This is a genomic window from Luteolibacter ambystomatis (assembly GCF_018137965.1).
Lineage (GTDB): Bacteria > Verrucomicrobiota > Verrucomicrobiia > Verrucomicrobiales > Akkermansiaceae > Luteolibacter > Luteolibacter ambystomatis.
In genome coordinates this window covers 3,619,578-3,635,166 of the sequence record NZ_CP073100.1, presented here as the reverse complement: position 1 = coordinate 3,635,166, position 15,589 = coordinate 3,619,578, and the positions used below count along the sequence as shown (strand labels likewise).

Below are 15,589 nucleotides of genomic sequence, written 5' to 3'. Positions count from 1 at the left end.
GCGGGCAGGAGTTCAGAAAGATCCACCCACGCCCAGGTCATCGCCCGGTGCCTGGGGATTGAAGGTGATGCGATTCTCGCTGATCTGGATGCGGGCCATGTCCGGGATGATCGCAAGTTCCTCCTGATAGGCTTGGGCGAGTTTCTCAAAGGACGGCAGCATCAGCCGGAGGAATCCCTGCGGCACTACCAGCGACCCGAAACGACCGCCGCGATACGGGTAGGTGCCCGCGAAATAGGGGCCGCCATGGAGGACCACCTCCGTTTTCACCCGACCGTTCGGCTGCATGGTCTGCTCGACTTGGAGAAAGGTGGAAACCGTGAACGGGCGGCCGAAGACGCGGCGCTCGATGATCACCTCCGCGCAGTCCTTCTCCAGGCTGACCCACACGCCGTCGATGGTTGCATTCCCGCCCAGCAGCCCCTCCTGCTTGCTGGCAAGCGTGCGGGACAGGTAGCCATTGATCTCTTCCTCGGTGAATGAGACCTCATAGCCGCGCTCCAGCGAGCTGCGGAGCATCGCCTTGATATCCTTCTTGGGCGCGGACACGGCCGCAGGCCCCACCCCCTCGATGCCGCTGACATCTTGGGGCAGATAGACAAACGCCAGGGCCACGATCATGCCGAGGATGGTGACCGCCAGAAATCCCTTGGTCAGCAGTCCGATGCAGCCGCCACCGGATTTCGCGGGCGTTTCCTCATTGTTTTTGGCCATGGGTCAGTTCGCGGGAGTGGAAGGCGCGCTGGCGGGGGCCGCAGGAGCCGCCGGGGCGGCGGGAGCGCTGCTGCCATCGGCCTTGGCGCCTGCCTGATAGGAGGAAGAGCGGTAGTCGGTCTGGTAGAATCCGGCCCCCTTGAAAAGCAGGCCCGCTCCGGTGCCGAGCAGACGCTTCACCTGACCCTCGCAGCCTTCGTGCGGGCAATCGGTGAGCTTCGGATCGTTCATGCTCTGGAACACTTCGAAGCGGTGCCCGCAGGTCTGGCATTCGTAATCGTAGTTTGGCATGGCGGAAGGCCTCCATACCACGCCCGCGCCGGGAAGCAACCCCCATCGCCCCGCCCTCCCGATGCCGTTAGATCGCTCCGAGGGCTGTCGGCTTGACCGGATGCCGGATCCGGGCGAGAATCGCGCGTCCCGCGTTTCCTTTCTAGTTACATGAAAGCCGCACTCCGTAGTTCCATTCTCGTAGTCATCGCCGCTCTGGTCGCTTCCTGCGCCCCCAGCGGTCCGCAAAAGTCCGATTATCTGCTCGGCTACACCCGCAACAACGGTCCGACCGGAAAAGGCGAGCATCACTCCGCCCCGGCGATTCCGGACGACATCTCCTACTGGGATGGCGAAGGCACCACCGGCGCCCCGCTTATCCGGATCAACCGCGCGGAACAGAAGGCCTACTTCTACAAGGGTGGCCAGCTCGTCGCGGTCTCGAAGATCTCCTCCGGCAACGAGGACCACGGCACACCTCCGGGCCGCTACAAGATCACTCAGAAGGACAAGGACCACAAGTCCTCGACCTATGGCGCTATCAAGGATCGGGCGACCGGCCAGATGGTCAATGACAACGCCGATATCCGCACCCCGGTGCTGCCCGGCCAGATCTACTACCCGGCTCCGATGCCGTATTTCATGCGCTTTTCCGATGGCATCGGCATGCACACCGGCTTCCTGCCGGGCTACGCGGCCTCCCACGGCTGCATCCGCATGCCGGACCACATGGCCCGCCACTTCTTCGAGAACGTCGAGCTCGGCACCCCGGTCATCGTCCAATGAGTCTGCTGCCTGACCCGGCGGCCACCTTGGAAGTCACCTGTGCCGAAGTCTCCGGCTGGTCCACCCTGCCGGAATCGGAGCGCCCGTGGCTCGTGGACTGTCGGGAGCCGGAGGAATGGGGCATCTGCCGGATCGAAGGAGCCGATCTGGTTCCGCTTGGCAGCTTTCCGGAGAAAATCGACGCGCTGCGGCAAGGCGCGTCGAACGGTGTGGTGGTCTATTGCCACCACGGCATGCGCTCGCTGCGAGCGACCTCGTTTCTCCGGGCGAACGGCGTGGAAAGTGTCTTCTCGATGGCGGGCGGAATCGACGCTTGGTCGCGGACAATCGACTCCGAGGTGCCGCGCTACTGATTGCGAGCGCCGGAAGCATTTTCCCATACCCACGCCGCGTAGGCCGCGGATGCGTCCGCCGGTTCCAGCGCCAGAATCTCCGGCACTTCATAGGGGTGGAGATCCGTGAGTGCCTCTTCAAATGCGGGAAATGCCCCGCGGGTGGTCTTGAAAACCGCCAACACCTCGGCGGAGGTTTCGATCTGCCCTTGCCAGCGGTAGATGGATTCCACGCCGGGGAGCAGATTCACGCAGGCTGCCAGTTGCGTTTCCACCAAGGCCGTGCCAATCTGTCGCGCCTGCTCCGGATCGGGGAAGGTGCAGAGGACGATCAGGAGCTCAAGAGCTTCACTCATGGTCCTTCCTGAAGACCGAAATCCCCACACTGGCAACCTTTTCCGTGAAATCCGGCTTCCTTGAAAAGCTCGTCGCCCGGCTCGACAAGGTGGAGCCGGGGGAGGTCCAGCAGATCGTCGCCCGCTTGATCCGGGAAAAGGGGTTTCTTGAGCAGGTGTTCGAGGCTCTCCTGGAGGGGGTGATCCTGCTCGATCCGGAAGGGACGATCGCTTTCGTCAACCGGGCGGCTTGTGGCTTCTTCGGGCTCGATCCCGAGAAAGCCATTGGTGAGCCGCTGTCCCGGCAGGTCCGCGGTCTCGAGTGGAAGTCCCTCGCCAAACCGGGCCGGACCGTAAGCCGGGATCTGGAAGTGTTCTATCCGGAGAACCGTTTCCTCAATTTCTATCTGGCCCCTATCAGTGCCGACGAAGGCCCGGAAACCACGCCGCCAGGCTACGTGATGCTGGTCCGTGACCTCACCCGCACCCGTGCCGAGGCGGAGGAAACGCTGGAAACCGAACGTCTCAACGCTCTCACCCTGCTGGCGGCGGGAGTCGCTCATGAGATCGGCAACCCGCTCAATTCGTTGGACATCCATCTCCAGCTGATGGACCGCAAGCTCCGGAAACTGCCGCCCGGTGACCGCGCTCCGCTGGAAACGCATCTGACCACTGCGCGCGAGGAGATCAAGCGGCTGGATGCCATCCTGAAGCAGTTCCTTTCCGCCGTGCGTCCCACCGCGCTCCGACGCGAGCGTACGGACCTCAATGCCCTGCTCCACGAAACGCTGCGGTTGCTCGAACCGGAACTCGCCTCGCGGAAGATCGCCGTGGAACTCGATCTCTCGGAAACCCTGCCGCCTGCGGAGATCGATGGCGGCCAGTTCCAGCAGGTGTTCTACAACCTGATGCGGAACGCCTACCAAGCCCTCCGCGAGGGCCAGGGCCGCATCACCATCCGCACCCGGGCGAACGACTACGAATACCGCATCGCCATCGAGGACAATGGCACCGGCATCTCTCCGGAGCACATGGGATCCATCTTCGAGCCCTACCGTACCACCAAGGCCTCCGGCAGCGGTCTCGGCCTGCTGATCGTGCGCCGGATCGTGCGCGAGCATGGCGGGGAAATCGAGATCCACAGCGAGGAGGGGCATGGCACCCGCATCGCCATCTATCTCCCGCGCGGCGAACGCACCGTGCGACTGCTCGGCCAAGGCGAGGACCCTGTGATTGATGTGGGGTGAAGAGTCGAAGGTCTGAAGGTCGAAAGTCTAAAAGTCCTCGTTCGTCCGCTCTATCCTACAACGCCATTACCTTCCGACCTTCCGACCTTCCGACCTTCCGACCTTCCGACCTTCCGACCTTCCGACCTTCCGACCTTCCGACCTTCCGACCTTCCGACCTTCCGACCTTCCGACCTTCCGACCTTCCGACCTTCCGACCTTCGACTCTTCCATGCAACAGCCCACCCTCCTGATTGTTGATGACGAGCGCGCCACCCGCGAGGGCCTGCGCGCGGCTTTGGAAGAGGAGTTCGACGTCTATACCGCCAGTGGTGCGACCGAGGCGTTGACGATTCTCCAGAGCGAGCCCATCGACCTGCTGCTCACCGACCTGCGGATGGGCGGGGAATCCGGGATGGAGCTGCTGGAAAAAGCGCTCGTCCGTCCGAATCCACCGGTGGCGATCATGATGACCGCCTACGGTTCGGTGGACACGGCGGTGGAGGCGATGCGCCGCGGTGCCTGGCACTTCGTCACCAAGCCTCTCAACCTCGACGAGGTGGAGATGTTGCTGAAGCGCGCGCTCAAGACCAGGAAGCTGGAAACCGAGGTCCGCGAACTCAAGCAACAGTCCTCGGAGCGCCACAAGCTCGACCGCCTGATCGGCAAGTCCCCCGCGATGACCCGGGTATTCGACCTCATCCATCAGGTCGCGCCGACCCGTGCCACGGTCCTGATCGAGGGGGAAAGCGGCACCGGCAAGGAGGTGGTCGCCCACGCGATCCACCATCTCTCCGGCCGTCCGGAATCCAAGATGGTGATCGTCCACTGTGCCGCGCTTTCGCCCCAGCTCTTGGAAAGCGAACTCTTCGGCCATGAGAAAGGCGCCTTCACCGGAGCAGCCCAGCGGCGGATCGGCCGGTTCGAGCAAGCGGATGGCGGCACGCTGTTCCTGGATGAGATCGGCGAGATTGACGCTGCCACGCAGGTGAAGCTGCTGCGCGCGCTTTCCGAGCGCACCATCGAACGGGTCGGCTCCAACAGCCCGATCAAGATCGATGTGCGGGTGGTCGCGGCCACCAACAAGAACCTCCGCGAGCTGGTGGATCAGGGGAAGTTCCGCGAGGACCTCTATTTCCGCCTGAATGTGGTGAAAATCGAAATGCCGCCGCTGCGGACCCGCCGCGAGGACATCGTGCTGCTGGCCGGCAGTTTCCTGAAGGAATTCGCCAAGGACAACGGGCGGCCGGTCAAACCTCTCACGGATGCGGCACTGGACCGGTTGCGTCACTATTCCTGGCCCGGAAACGTCCGCGAATTGAGAACCGCCATCGAGCACGGCGTGGTGATGAGTAACGATTCCGTCATAGACGTCCGGCACCTTCCTGCGTTCCTTGCGGATCAAGGACAAACGGCTTCTCCGGGGCTGTCCGTTTCCAACAAAATGGACCTTGCCGGTCCGGTGGAATTCAACTTGCATGCGCTCGAAACGCGCGCCATCCGGGCGGCTCTCGATCAAGCCGGGAGCAACCGGACCCGGGCCGCGGAACTCCTCGGCGTCAGCCGCCGCACCCTCCAACGCAAGCTGAAGGAATTGGGACTCTGACCCTGCATCGCCCGCTTCCATCCGATTTTCCATGAGCGCCCAGTCCCAATCCATTGACGCCGGTGTGATCGTCCGCCGGAGCCTCTTCTTCCTGCTGCTGGTCACGCTGACCCTTCTGAACCTGTTCATTCTCTTCCGCGGCCTCAACGCCCCCCAGGCGATGGACCAGGCGCAGATCGCGCGTGAAATCGCCCGTGGCAACGGCTTCACCACCAAGATGATCCGTCCGGTGGCCTATCATCAGGTGCAGAAGGTCAACGGCTCCGCCGCTTTCGTCGCTTTCCCGGACACTTACCACGCGCCGTTGAATCCCCTGATCAACGCCGCCGTGCTGAAACTGGTGGGTGCGGATTCCGCGGACGATTGGAACATGAGCATCAAGCAGGTGGTCTATCCTCTTGATCGGATCATCGCCGCGGTCAGCACGCTGTTCTTCCTGATGTCCATCGGGGTCACCTACCTGCTGGTTTCACGAATATTTGACGCGAAGATCGCCGGTGTGGTCGCGATTCTCATGCTGTTCTGCGAGACGTTCTGGAACTTCTCGTTGAGCGGCCTGCCGCAGATGCTGCTGATGCTGCTCTTTTCATGCGGCATCTACTTCACCTACCGGGCGGTGGAGGCTTCCACCGAGGGGCGGGTGGCCCTCACCCCGGCAATCGTCGCCGGCGTGTTCTTCACCCTGATGGCCATGACCCACTGGCTGGCGATCTGGATCGTGCTGGGTTACGTGGTGTTCGCCGCCATCGCTTTCCGCCCCCGCGGTATCGTCGCCATCTCCATCCTCGCTATCGCTGGTCTGGCCGGAATCGTCTGCCTCACCCACACCGCGAAGGTCTGCGACTCGCCCTTCGGCACCAGCTTCCTGATGATTTACAAGGGCCTGGGGGACAGCCTGAACGAAGGCACCATCATGCGGACCGACGATCTGGGCAGCAAGCCGCTGTCGCTGGATGGGATTCTCATGAAAACCCTCCGCACCACGCTTCTCCAGGCCACGGACATCGTGCCGTTCCTCGGCGGCATTGTGGTCGCTCCGATTTTCTTCATCGCCCTGTTCCACCCCTTCAAGCGCCCTTCGATCGCCCGTTTCCGCTGGGCCCTCCTTCTGATGTGGGTCTTTGCCGCGTTCGGCATGTCCATATTCGGCGTCAGCGCCAAGGATCTCGACTCGAACCAGATCCATCTGGTCTTTGCTCCGATCATGGCGGCCTACGGCCTTGCCTTCCTGTCGATCCTATGGAGCCGCCTGGAAGTGGTCGTCGCGAATCCATTGCTCAAAAACGTCCATCACATCGTGGTGGTGCTGGTGTGTGCCGCTCCGCTGGTGCTGGGCATTTGGCCGAAAATCCGTCTCGGCATGGATCGCCGTGATTCCGGCGGCGTTCCATGGTGGCCACCCTATTTCGCCCCGGCTCTCAACCAAGGCCTTAAAAACTGGGTCAAGCCGAACCAGATCTGCTTCTCCGACCAGCCATGGGCCGTGGCTTGGTATGCGGACCGCATGAGCATCTGGCTCCCGAACTCCAAGAAAGGCTTCGAAAAGCTCGAAGGCATTGCCTCGGACCTCGGCACCCCGACCGTCGGCATCATGATCTCTCCCAGTTCCCATGGCTCCGAGGACATGGGGACGCTCCAGCGCGACTACGGCGACTTCACCTCGTTGGTCATGGACGGCCGGGTCTTCGCCGCCACCTACCCACCGGGCCTCCGCCTCTACGACAAGGACCAGAAACTCCAGTCGATCTACAAGAAGTACCCGTATCCGGTGAATTTGTTCGGCATTTACGACATGGTCTATTACAGCGACCGTCCGGTCCGCACCTCGGACCCCAACTCCGCGCAATAATGGCCGCCCGCCGCAAAACCACCCCGAACGACCCCGAAGCCGGACCCGGCTTCGAGGAGGCGCTTGCCGAGTTGGAAGCGGTGGTCGAGGCGATGGAGGAGGAGCAGTTGCCGCTGGAAGACCTGGTTGCCCACTACGAAAAGGGCTCCGCTCTCCTGAAACGCTGCGAGACCGTGCTGAAGTCCGCCCGCGAGCGGCTCGAATTGATCACCCTGCGGAATCAGGCAGAAAACGCTCTGGATTCCGCCGCCGCCACCACGCACGGTGGCGCGCCTCCGCCCGAAACGCCGGAGGATGACCCTGACGACGATGACGACATCCGCCTCTTCTGAGCCCCCCGCCCTCGGGCCGCTCCTTTCCAGCATCAAGTCCCCGGAGGACGTCAAGCGGTTGTCCGATGCCGATCTGCCCGCCCTCGCGGCGGAGGTCCGCCATTCGCTGATCACGTCTCTTTCCAAGACCGGTGGCCACCTCGGCCCGAACCTCGGCGTGGTGGAGCTTTCGATTGCGATGCACCGGGTCTTCTCGACCCCGAAGGACAATTTCGTCTTCGACGTCGCCCACCAGGGCTACGTCCACAAGATGCTGACCGGCCGCGCCGACCAGATCCACACCATCCGCACCTACAAGGGCCTCAACGGCTTCCTGTTGCGCAGCGAGTCCGAGCACGATTGCTACGGAGCGGGTCACGCCGGCACCGCCCTGTCCGCCGCACTCGGCATGGCCGCCGCCCGTGATCTTGCGGGAGACGACAGCCACGTGGTCGCAGTCGCCGGTGACGCCGCCTTCACCTGCGGACCGACTCTGGAAGCGCTCAACAACATCGCGGAAACCACCAAGCGGTTCATCGTGGTGCTGAACGACAACGAGTGGTCGATCGACAAGAACGTCGGCGCCATCGCCCGCTACTTCAACGCGCTCCAGACGCACTCGACTTACTCCGCCGTCCGCAGCAAGGCCGCCGAATTCGTCGAAAAGATCGCAGGCAAAGCCGTCCGCAACCTCGCCCACAAGGTCGAGGAAGGCGCGAAGAACCTGCTGTTCCCGAACGTGCTGTTCGAGAAGTTCGGCCTGCGCTACTACGGCCCGATCGACGGCCACAACCTGCCGCTGCTGGTCAAAACCTTCGAGCATCTCAAGACGCTCAACGAGCCGGTGGTCCTCCACATCATCACGGAGAAGGGCCGCGGCTACCAGCCCGCCCTCGACAATCCCGGCAAGTTCCACGGTCTCGGTGCCTACAAGATCGAGGACGGTTCCACCGACACCACCGCCACCCCCACTTGCTCGGACATCTTCGGTCGCACGGTGACGGACATGGCCAAGCAGGACGAAAAGATCGTCGCCATCACCGCCGCCATGCCCGGCGGTACCAAGCTGGAGATTTTCAAGAAGGAGCTGCCCCAGCGTTACTACGACGTGGGCATCGCCGAGGAACACGCCGCGCTTTTCGCCTGCGGCCTTGCCACACGCGGCTTCAAGCCGTTCCTCGCGATCTACTCCACCTTCATGCAGCGCGCCTATGACATGATCATCCATGACATGGCGCTGCAGGGTCTGCCGGTCCGCCTGTGCATGGACCGCGGCGGTCTGTCCGGCGATGATGGCCCGACGCACCACGGTCTGTTCGACATCGGCTACCTGCGCCACGTGCCGAACCTCATTTTCATGCAGCCGAGGGACGAGGCCGAGTTCGTGGACATGCTCCACACCATGGCCCAGTACGAGGCCGGTCCCTCCGCCATCCGCTATCCGCGCGGCATCATCGACGGCACGCCGATTCCTCCGACCGCGAAGGTTCTCGAAATCGGCAAGGCCGAAGTTGTCGCCGACGGTGCCGACGTGGCGCTCATCGGCCTCGGCACGATGTTCGAAATGGCCCGTTGTGCGAAGGCGATGCTCGAAGAGAAGGGACTCTCCGTTGCCCTGATCAACCCGCGCTTCATCAAGCCGCTGGATGCCACGGTGATCGAGGACTACGCGAAGAAGTGCAAGGTGGTCTGCACCTTCGAGGACCACGTCGCCCACAACGGCTTCGGCGCCGCGGTGATCGAGCTGCTGCATGACTCCGGTATCAAGACACCGGTCGAGCGCATCGCTTGGCCGGACGAATTCGTCGAGCACGGCAAGCCGGACACCCTCCGTGAGCTTCACGGTCTGACCGCCGAGAATGCGGTGGCGAAGGTGCTGAAGCACTTTTGAAACCAGCACACTCCCCCGATTCTTTGAAAAGGCCGGCACTTGTCGGCCTTTTTATTTTGCGACGGACCCTTTTCCAAAAGACTCCCCATCCACCGCGATCCCGGTCACGGTTGCTCCGCACATGGCTGTTCTCGATCCCGGTTCCATCTCCGATCCCACGTCATCGGATGAAATCCTCAATGCCTTCCTCGAATACCTCGTCGAGGCCGGGATCGAGCCATACGGCCATCAGGAAGAAGCGATCCTTGAGTTGTTCGACGGTCACAACGTCATTCTGAACACGCCCACCGGTTCCGGGAAATCGCTGGTGGCGCTGGCGCTCCACTTCAAGGCGATCTGTCAGAACCGCCGTTCGTTCTACACGGTGCCGATCAAGGCGCTGGCGAATGAGAAGTTCCTGTCGCTGTGCCAGATCTTCGGCCCGGAGAAGGTCGGCATGATCACTGGCGATGCCACGGTGAACCCCGGCGCGCCGGTCATCTGTTGCACCGCGGAGATCCTGGCGAACCTCGCTCTGCGCGAGGGCATGCGCGCGGAGGTGGATGACGTGATCATGGACGAGTTCCACTATTACTCGGACTCGTCGCGCGGAGTGGCCTGGCAGGTGCCGCTGCTCACGCTGCCGCAGGCACGCTTCCTGTTGATGTCCGCCACTCTGGGCGAGACCGCGTTTTTCGAGGAGACCCTCACCAATCTCACCGGCATCAAGACGGTGCTGATCAAGAGCGAGGACCGCCCGGTGCCGCTGGAGTTCGACTACAGCGAGACGCCGATGGAGGAAAAGGTGATCGAGCTGGTGGAGGCGGGTCGGGCACCGGTGTATCTCGTCCACTTCACGCAGCTCGCCTGCGCCCGCAGTGCGCAGAACCTGCTCAGCTCGAATTTCTGCACCAAGGAGGAGAAGCAGCAGATCGCCGAGGCGCTGCACGACGCGAACTTCCGCAGCCCGTATGGCAAGGAAGTCAGCAAGCTGCTGCGCCACGGCATCGGCATTCATCACGCGGGTTTGCTTCCGAAATACCGCATCCTTGTGGAGAAGCTCACCCAGCGCGGCCTGCTCAAGGTGATTTGTGGCACCGACACCCTCGGCGTGGGCGTGAACGTGCCGATCCGCACCGTGGTCTTCACCCAGCTCTGCAAGTACGATGGAAATGGTACCAAGATCCTCGCCGTCCGCGATTTCAAGCAGATCTGCGGCCGCGCCGGGCGCCGGGGTTACGACAGCGTTGGCTACGTGGTTGCTCAGGCACCCGAGCATGTGATCGAGAACCTGCGGCTGGAGCAGAAGGCCTCGAAATCCGGCAAGAAGGGCGGCTTCGTGAAGCGCAAGCCGCCGGAAAAAGGCTACGTGGCATGGGACGAGAAAACCTTCCGCAAGCTGCTCGATTCGCCGCCGGAGAAGCTCGTTTCCAGCTTCACCGTCCATCACGGCATGCTGCTCAACGTGCTGGGCCGTCAGGAGGAGGACGGCTGCTCGGCCTTGAAGAAAATCATCGCGGACAGCCACGAGCCGCCGCCGAAACAAAAGGCGCTCAAGCGCCGCGCGATGCAGCTCTTCCGCGGACTGGTGGAGGGGAAGATCCTGCGCATCATTCCTCCCGCGGAGCGCACCGGCCCGGCGAAGGTCGGTCTGAATGTCGAGCTCCAGGAGGATTTCTCGATGAACCAGGCGCTCGGCCTGTGGTTGATCGATGCGATTCCGCAGCTCGACCGTGAGTCACCGGAGTACGCGCTCAACGTGCTGTCGCTGGTGGAGTCGATCCTGGAGAATCCGGAGATCGTGCTGCGCAAGCAGGTCGAGCAACTCCGCGGCGACCTGGTGGCGCAGCTCAAGAACGAGGGCGTCGCCTACGAGGACCGCATGCTCCAGCTCGAGGAAGTGGAGTGGCCGAAGCCCGGCAAGGATTTCATCTACGACACCTTCAATGCCTTCGTCGCCGGTCGCCCATGGATGGCGGAGGGCAACGTGCGGCCGAAGTCGATCGCCCGCGAGATGTTCGAGAACTGGCAGTCGTTCGAGGATTACGTGAAGACCTATGGGCTGGAGAAGAGCGAGGCCGTGCTGCTGCGCCATCTGTCCGAAGTTTACAAGGTGCTGATGCAGACGGTCCCGCCCGCGGCGAAGACTGAGGAGCTGGTCGAGGCGGAGCAGTTCCTGGAAGACATCCTGCGAAGCGTGGACTCCAGCCTGCTCGACGAGTGGGAGAAGCTGAAGAACCCCGACTACGTTCCCGAGGCCGAGAAGCCGGTGGCGGAACGCCGCGCCGTGCCATTTACCCGCAATCGTGCCGCGTTCACCCGGGCGCTGCGGAATGCGGTGTTCTCCGTCATCAAGGCTCTGTCCGCGGATCGCGTGGAGGAGGTACTCGAACAGATCGAGCCGAACGACGCCGACGACATCGCATGGACCCGCGACCGTCTCTTCGATTTCCTTGATGACTTTCATGAGGACCACGAGCGCATCCGTCTCGATCCCGAAGCGCGCAACATCAAGCACACCCACATCGACAGCGAGCAACCGCGCCAGTGGAAGGTCCATCAGACGCTGGTCGATCCGGAGGAGATCAACGATTGGACGGTGACATTCAGCGTCGATCTCGACCGCAGCGATGAGGAGTTGAGGCCGGTGCTGACGCTGATGTCGATGGCTCCGACGGTGTGAGGAGTGTGGCGACGGTTTTCAACCGCCGCCACGAACATCAATTCCCGCTATCGAATACCAGCACCTCGAACGGCAGGAGTTCCAAGGTGACCGGTGTTCCCGCCATGAGGTCGAGTGTCCTCACACGCTGCTCCTTGTAGGCGGATTTCAGGGACAGCTTCGCCGGTGCGCCGGTCGGCAGTTCGAACACTGTTTGAGCATCCAGCGCGATGATCTTCGGCTGGTCGTCCGGATTGCGCAGCGTGAGGGTCGCCTGTCCGGGCATCCATGCGGCCCAGCCGTAGGGTTCCATCTTCGTCGGTTCACCGCCGATCATGTGCGTGTCCGTGAGGACGGCGGCGTGTTTTCGCCCCCACGTTGCGGCTTCGGCGAGGTCGTCCCACGCGGCATCGTCCATCAGGTCCGGGGAAAGATAGCTTTCCTGCATGCAGGTGCCTGAGCCGAAGAACGACCGGCATTCGTTGCGCAGGTGGTTGCCCGCTTCGGCGGTGGTTTTGCCCTGGTAGGCGTGGCCGAGCACCATGCCGTGGAGCATGATGGAGTTCAGCGGATACAAGGGGCCGCGCTTCACCACCGATAGCGCGGAGTGGTCGCGATAGGTCAGCCATTGCTCGCGCTTGTCGCCCTTGCCCATCCAGGCGACATCTCCGCCGCCATGCCAGGTGCAGTCGACATGGTTCAGCCAGAACGGAGACGGCCAGGTGCCGACGGTGACGTTCAGGAACAGGTTCGGATCATCCGCATGGAGTTCATCGGCAAGCTTCAGCAGCGACATAAAGTGCGGGTTCACGCCATCGCCCGCCTTGTCCCACTTGAAATAGCCCACGCGGTCCTCGTGCATCAGCGAGAGGCACTTTTCCTTGAACCACTTGTAGTAGCGCGGATCGGACAGATCGAGCTTGTTGCCATCGGTGAGGCCCAGTTTGCGCGCGTTGGCGATGCGCATCGGAGCTTCTCCGTATCCGCCGAGCGGTGAAATCCAGATGCCGAGGCGGGAACCGGCTTTCTCGGCGGCGGCGCGGAGGTTCTTGAGGCCTTCCGGCAGCACGGAGCGCTTCCAATCCCAGAAGGTGTCCCGCGCGTCGTCCCAGCCATCGTCGATGACGAAGCCATCGAGCTTCACGCCGCGCTTCTGAATCAGCTCGCGTTTGTAGGCCTCCATCACTTCGAGGAAGCGCTTCTCGGAAACCGCCGCGTCATACCAGCCGTTGAAATGGAAATATGCTTTCGCCGGGCGGGCGCGTTCGCGTTCGAGATAGTATTGGAAGCCACGGCGGAGTTGTCCCTCCGGCACCACGCCGGTCACCGAGGAGAAAGTCACCGTCTGAGTTCCCTCCAGCTTGTAGGTGCAGGGGAAGCCGCCGGTGAATCCGTCCTTGGCAGTCTCCACCGAAAATACCGGCAACTCCGCGCCAAAGAACAACCCACCGGCGATCACCGGACTGCCGGGCACGGTACCGAGCTTGGCCGGGGAATCCACCGCGCGGTCGAGCATCTGCACGCCGCTTAGCGTGAGCGGGGCTTTCGGCGAGGCCAGCGTAAGTTCCTCGCGGACGTAGTTGGAACCCTCGCGCAAGACCGCGCGCCACATCACCGCGAGGCCGGTGCTCTCATCACGGAGTTTTGCGACAATCGCCTTGCCGGGATGATGCGCACCTTCGCGCGGATTGGCGGGTTCGGCGGGTAGATCGACCAGCTTCGGGCCTTCGAAGACCTTCAGCTTCGATGCCACCACGTTGTAGTCCGGCACGGCTTGGAAAGGAGAGCCGATCACCTGTTCCTCTCCATCCGCTATCACCGAGCATGCGCCTTCCTTGCGCATGTTGACCACGATCGCTTTGCCGTTGTCCCACACCAGTGCGAGACCGGGACCCCATGACTGGGCATCGTCGTTGGCGCGGTCGACACGGCAGGAAACCTGGGTCGCCTCGGCGGGAAATTTCCGCTCCACGAAGGCGGCGCAATTCGCGGGGGCGGTGACCGTGAGCCAGCCGTCCTCGGTTTTTATAACGGTGCCGGGCTTGGTGGAAAGCCGCGGTGTCCATTCCGGAGACAGGGTGGCGAAGCCATCATTCGCGAAGATCCGGCGCTCGTCGGTGATCCGGAAATTGATGAAGCGCGGGCTGCCGGGAGTGCCCGCATCCGGGTAGTCGGAAAGACCACCCTTCCTGTCGGTCTTGCCGAGACGGACCAAGGCGGGTTTTCCGGGGAATTTGTCCGCGGGAATCCGTGCCAGCGTCCGCCAGCCGCGCCCATTGACGGAGGACTGGACCACCACGGCATCCTCCTCGAGCCGCATGCCCAGCCAGGTTTGGTTTTCGCCTTTTGTGGCTTCCTCGCCGGTGGCGAAGCGGAACACCTGCCGGTAGGTCTGGGGAAAGCGGTGGTTGTTGAGCAGGTCCGCGATTTCCACCGGTCGCAGTTCGCCGTTCTGGCAGGACCAGCTTGCGGAGAGGAGTTGGTTCCGGAGAGTGAAAACTCCGCCTGTACCATCGGCGGCGGGAGCACCCGGGGCCTTGCCGGGGAAGACCGGCACAGCGGAGAGGATGGAGCAGGGCAGGAGGCAGAGGAGCAGCAAACGGCGCATGGCGGGGAAAGTTTCCTACGGGAACCAAGTGGAGATCCTTCAGCCGGACGACTGGTGGGCCGACCCGACCGGCTTGAGGAGTGTTCCGGGCATATCTCTGATCCCTGCCGAACCTGACCGCTTATTTGATCCCCTTGCGCAGATCGTAGAGATACCATGCCTCCACCTTCTGCCGCGCCCACGGGGTTTTCCGCAGGAAGGTCAGGCTGGATTTGATGCTGGGATCGTGGGTGAAGCAACGGATGCGGATGCGCGTCGAGAGCATCTCCCAGCCGTGCCGATCCACCAGGGTGGTCAGGATGGTCTCCAGGGTAAGGCCGTGGAGCGGATCGCGGGGGTGTTCAGACGGGGCGGGCATCACTGTCAGGCAAGGATCGCCCGTATGATCCTCCAATCGCAAAGGAAATCGAAGGCGAGGAATTCGTGCAGGGTCACGATCAGCCAGTATTGTGCCTGGTAGCTCAGTTTCGAACATTTGTGCCGCAAGCGACGCTTGGCAATGAATGCGGCGGGCCAGCCGCCTGCGAACTCAAGGAAGTGGAGCTGGGACTCCGGCACCCGTCTTCTCTGTGGAGAGGTGGCGGACGCATTCTGGCGGGCGATCTGTTTGTCCCTGCCGTAGAGAAACCAGACGAGGGCGCTGGCCGAGCCATACAGGACTCCAACCACCCACTGCAACGGCCGGGGAAGACAGCACCAGGCTATGGCAGGGAGGAGGAGAAGCAGGCCCAGGACGATGAAGCTGCCGATGCCGAGGCGACCTCCATCGTTCACATGCACGGCTTTCACCGCGCAGGGGCGGCCCTTGCCATCGGTGCCGGCCCAAAAGCGGATGCGATCCCCGATGGCCGGTCTCTTGTGGCGTTCGGAGAAATCTCGGATGTGGAGGAAGATACGCTTCTTCCCGTAGCGGAGATAGCCATGGGCTTTCTCCTCATTCCACTCCACGATCGTACCGGTGAATTCCTCCGCCATTTTTCCGGATGGTCAATGAGCGGATAGGGCGCTGGCAATCTCTTC

14 protein-coding genes are annotated in these 15,589 nt (G+C 62.7%); 8 read left to right on the top strand and 6 right to left on the bottom strand.

Going from position 1 to position 15,589, the window contains the following annotated elements:
* Window positions 1-12: 12 nt before the first annotated feature.
* Entirely contained in the window at window positions 13-714 is a 702-nt protein-coding gene (locus tag KBB96_RS13850) for a hypothetical protein (RefSeq protein WP_211630038.1), read from the bottom strand.
* Window positions 715-717: 3 nt separating this feature from the next.
* A complete protein-coding gene (locus KBB96_RS13845) occupies window positions 718-1,005 on the bottom strand; it encodes an FmdB family zinc ribbon protein (RefSeq protein WP_211630037.1) in 288 nt (95 codons plus the stop codon).
* A gap of 150 nt (window positions 1,006-1,155) precedes the next feature.
* On the opposite strand from KBB96_RS13845, the gene KBB96_RS13840 reads away from it, so the two are divergent.
* Window positions 1,156-1,770 (top strand): L,D-transpeptidase family protein, encoded by a 615-nt coding sequence (locus KBB96_RS13840; protein ID WP_211630036.1) that lies wholly within the window; start codon window positions 1,156-1,158, stop codon window positions 1,768-1,770.
* The gene (locus KBB96_RS13835; protein WP_211630035.1) at window positions 1,767-2,123 is read left to right on the top strand and encodes a rhodanese-like domain-containing protein; all 357 of its coding nucleotides are present in this window, start codon (window positions 1,767-1,769) and stop codon (window positions 2,121-2,123) included. The genes KBB96_RS13840 and KBB96_RS13835 overlap by 4 nt, the downstream gene beginning before the upstream one ends.
* Here the strand turns inward: KBB96_RS13835 and cutA are convergent.
* The gene (gene cutA / locus KBB96_RS13830; RefSeq protein WP_211630034.1) at window positions 2,117-2,458 is read right to left on the bottom strand and encodes a divalent-cation tolerance protein CutA; all 342 of its coding nucleotides are present in this window, start codon (window positions 2,456-2,458) and stop codon (window positions 2,117-2,119) included. The two genes, KBB96_RS13835 and cutA, sit on opposite strands and share 7 nt — an antisense overlap.
* A gap of 44 nt (window positions 2,459-2,502) precedes the next feature.
* On the opposite strand from cutA, the gene KBB96_RS13825 reads away from it, so the two are divergent.
* The 6 genes from KBB96_RS13825 to KBB96_RS13800 all read left to right on the top strand — a co-directional run bounded on the left by KBB96_RS13825 (window position 2,503) and on the right by KBB96_RS13800 (window position 11,982).
* Window positions 2,503-3,684 (top strand): two-component system sensor histidine kinase NtrB, encoded by a 1,182-nt coding sequence (locus KBB96_RS13825; RefSeq protein WP_211630033.1) that lies wholly within the window; start codon window positions 2,503-2,505, stop codon window positions 3,682-3,684.
* 211 nt (window positions 3,685-3,895) lie between these two features.
* Window positions 3,896-5,269, top strand: a complete 1,374-nt coding sequence (locus KBB96_RS13820) for a sigma-54-dependent transcriptional regulator (protein ID WP_211630032.1) — start codon at window positions 3,896-3,898, stop codon at window positions 5,267-5,269.
* 31 nt (window positions 5,270-5,300) lie between these two features.
* On the top strand, window positions 5,301-7,118 hold the full coding sequence (locus KBB96_RS13815) for an ArnT family glycosyltransferase (protein WP_211630031.1): 1,818 nt from the start codon (window positions 5,301-5,303) through the stop codon (window positions 7,116-7,118).
* On the top strand, window positions 7,118-7,450 hold the full coding sequence (gene xseB / locus KBB96_RS13810; protein WP_211630030.1) for an exodeoxyribonuclease VII small subunit: 333 nt from the start codon (window positions 7,118-7,120) through the stop codon (window positions 7,448-7,450). Before KBB96_RS13815 ends, xseB begins: the two co-directional genes overlap by 1 nt.
* Window positions 7,428-9,320 carry a 1-deoxy-D-xylulose-5-phosphate synthase gene (gene dxs / locus KBB96_RS13805; protein ID WP_211630029.1) on the top strand — a complete coding sequence of 631 codons (1,893 nt, stop codon included), beginning with the start codon at window positions 7,428-7,430 and terminating at the stop codon, window positions 9,318-9,320. The genes xseB and dxs overlap by 23 nt, the downstream gene beginning before the upstream one ends.
* 121 nt (window positions 9,321-9,441) lie before the next feature.
* Window positions 9,442-11,982 carry a DEAD/DEAH box helicase gene (locus KBB96_RS13800; protein ID WP_211630028.1) on the top strand — a complete coding sequence of 847 codons (2,541 nt, stop codon included), beginning with the start codon at window positions 9,442-9,444 and terminating at the stop codon, window positions 11,980-11,982.
* Between the two features lie 37 nt (window positions 11,983-12,019).
* On the opposite strand, the gene KBB96_RS13795 is transcribed toward KBB96_RS13800, so the two are convergent.
* The 3 genes from KBB96_RS13795 to KBB96_RS13785 form a co-directional block, all read right to left on the bottom strand.
* The gene (locus tag KBB96_RS13795) at window positions 12,020-14,569 is read right to left on the bottom strand and encodes an alpha-galactosidase (protein ID WP_211630027.1); all 2,550 of its coding nucleotides are present in this window, start codon (window positions 14,567-14,569) and stop codon (window positions 12,020-12,022) included.
* Between the two features lie 121 nt (window positions 14,570-14,690).
* On the bottom strand, window positions 14,691-14,927 hold the full coding sequence (locus tag KBB96_RS13790; RefSeq protein ID WP_211630026.1) for a VF530 family protein: 237 nt from the start codon (window positions 14,925-14,927) through the stop codon (window positions 14,691-14,693).
* A gap of 5 nt (window positions 14,928-14,932) precedes the next feature.
* Window positions 14,933-15,544, bottom strand: coding sequence for a DUF1294 domain-containing protein (locus KBB96_RS13785; RefSeq protein WP_211630025.1), 612 nt, complete (start codon window positions 15,542-15,544; stop codon window positions 14,933-14,935).
* Window positions 15,545-15,589: the final 45 nt, after the last annotated feature.

Bases quoted from the DNA above. Each gene is read 5' to 3' on its own strand.
- KBB96_RS13850 (WP_211630038.1), bottom strand. From the start codon at position 714: ATGGCCAAAAACAATGAGGAAACGCCCGCGAAATCCGGTGGCGGCTGC.
- KBB96_RS13845 (WP_211630037.1), bottom strand. From the start codon at position 1,005: ATGCCAAACTACGATTACGAATGCCAGACCTGCGGGCACCGCTTCGAA.
- KBB96_RS13840 (WP_211630036.1), top strand. From the start codon at position 1,156: ATGAAAGCCGCACTCCGTAGTTCCATTCTCGTAGTCATCGCCGCTCTG.
- KBB96_RS13835 (WP_211630035.1), top strand. From the start codon at position 1,767: ATGAGTCTGCTGCCTGACCCGGCGGCCACCTTGGAAGTCACCTGTGCC.
- cutA (WP_211630034.1), bottom strand. From the start codon at position 2,458: ATGAGTGAAGCTCTTGAGCTCCTGATCGTCCTCTGCACCTTCCCCGAT.
- KBB96_RS13820 (WP_211630032.1), top strand. From the start codon at position 3,896: ATGCAACAGCCCACCCTCCTGATTGTTGATGACGAGCGCGCCACCCGC.
- KBB96_RS13815 (WP_211630031.1), top strand. From the start codon at position 5,301: ATGAGCGCCCAGTCCCAATCCATTGACGCCGGTGTGATCGTCCGCCGG.
- xseB (WP_211630030.1), top strand. From the start codon at position 7,118: ATGGCCGCCCGCCGCAAAACCACCCCGAACGACCCCGAAGCCGGACCC.
- dxs (WP_211630029.1), top strand. From the start codon at position 7,428: ATGACGACATCCGCCTCTTCTGAGCCCCCCGCCCTCGGGCCGCTCCTT.
- KBB96_RS13800 (WP_211630028.1), top strand. From the start codon at position 9,442: ATGGCTGTTCTCGATCCCGGTTCCATCTCCGATCCCACGTCATCGGAT.
- KBB96_RS13795 (WP_211630027.1), bottom strand. From the start codon at position 14,569: ATGCGCCGTTTGCTGCTCCTCTGCCTCCTGCCCTGCTCCATCCTCTCC.
- KBB96_RS13790 (WP_211630026.1), bottom strand. From the start codon at position 14,927: ATGCCCGCCCCGTCTGAACACCCCCGCGATCCGCTCCACGGCCTTACC.
- KBB96_RS13785 (WP_211630025.1), bottom strand. From the start codon at position 15,544: ATGGCGGAGGAATTCACCGGTACGATCGTGGAGTGGAATGAGGAGAAA.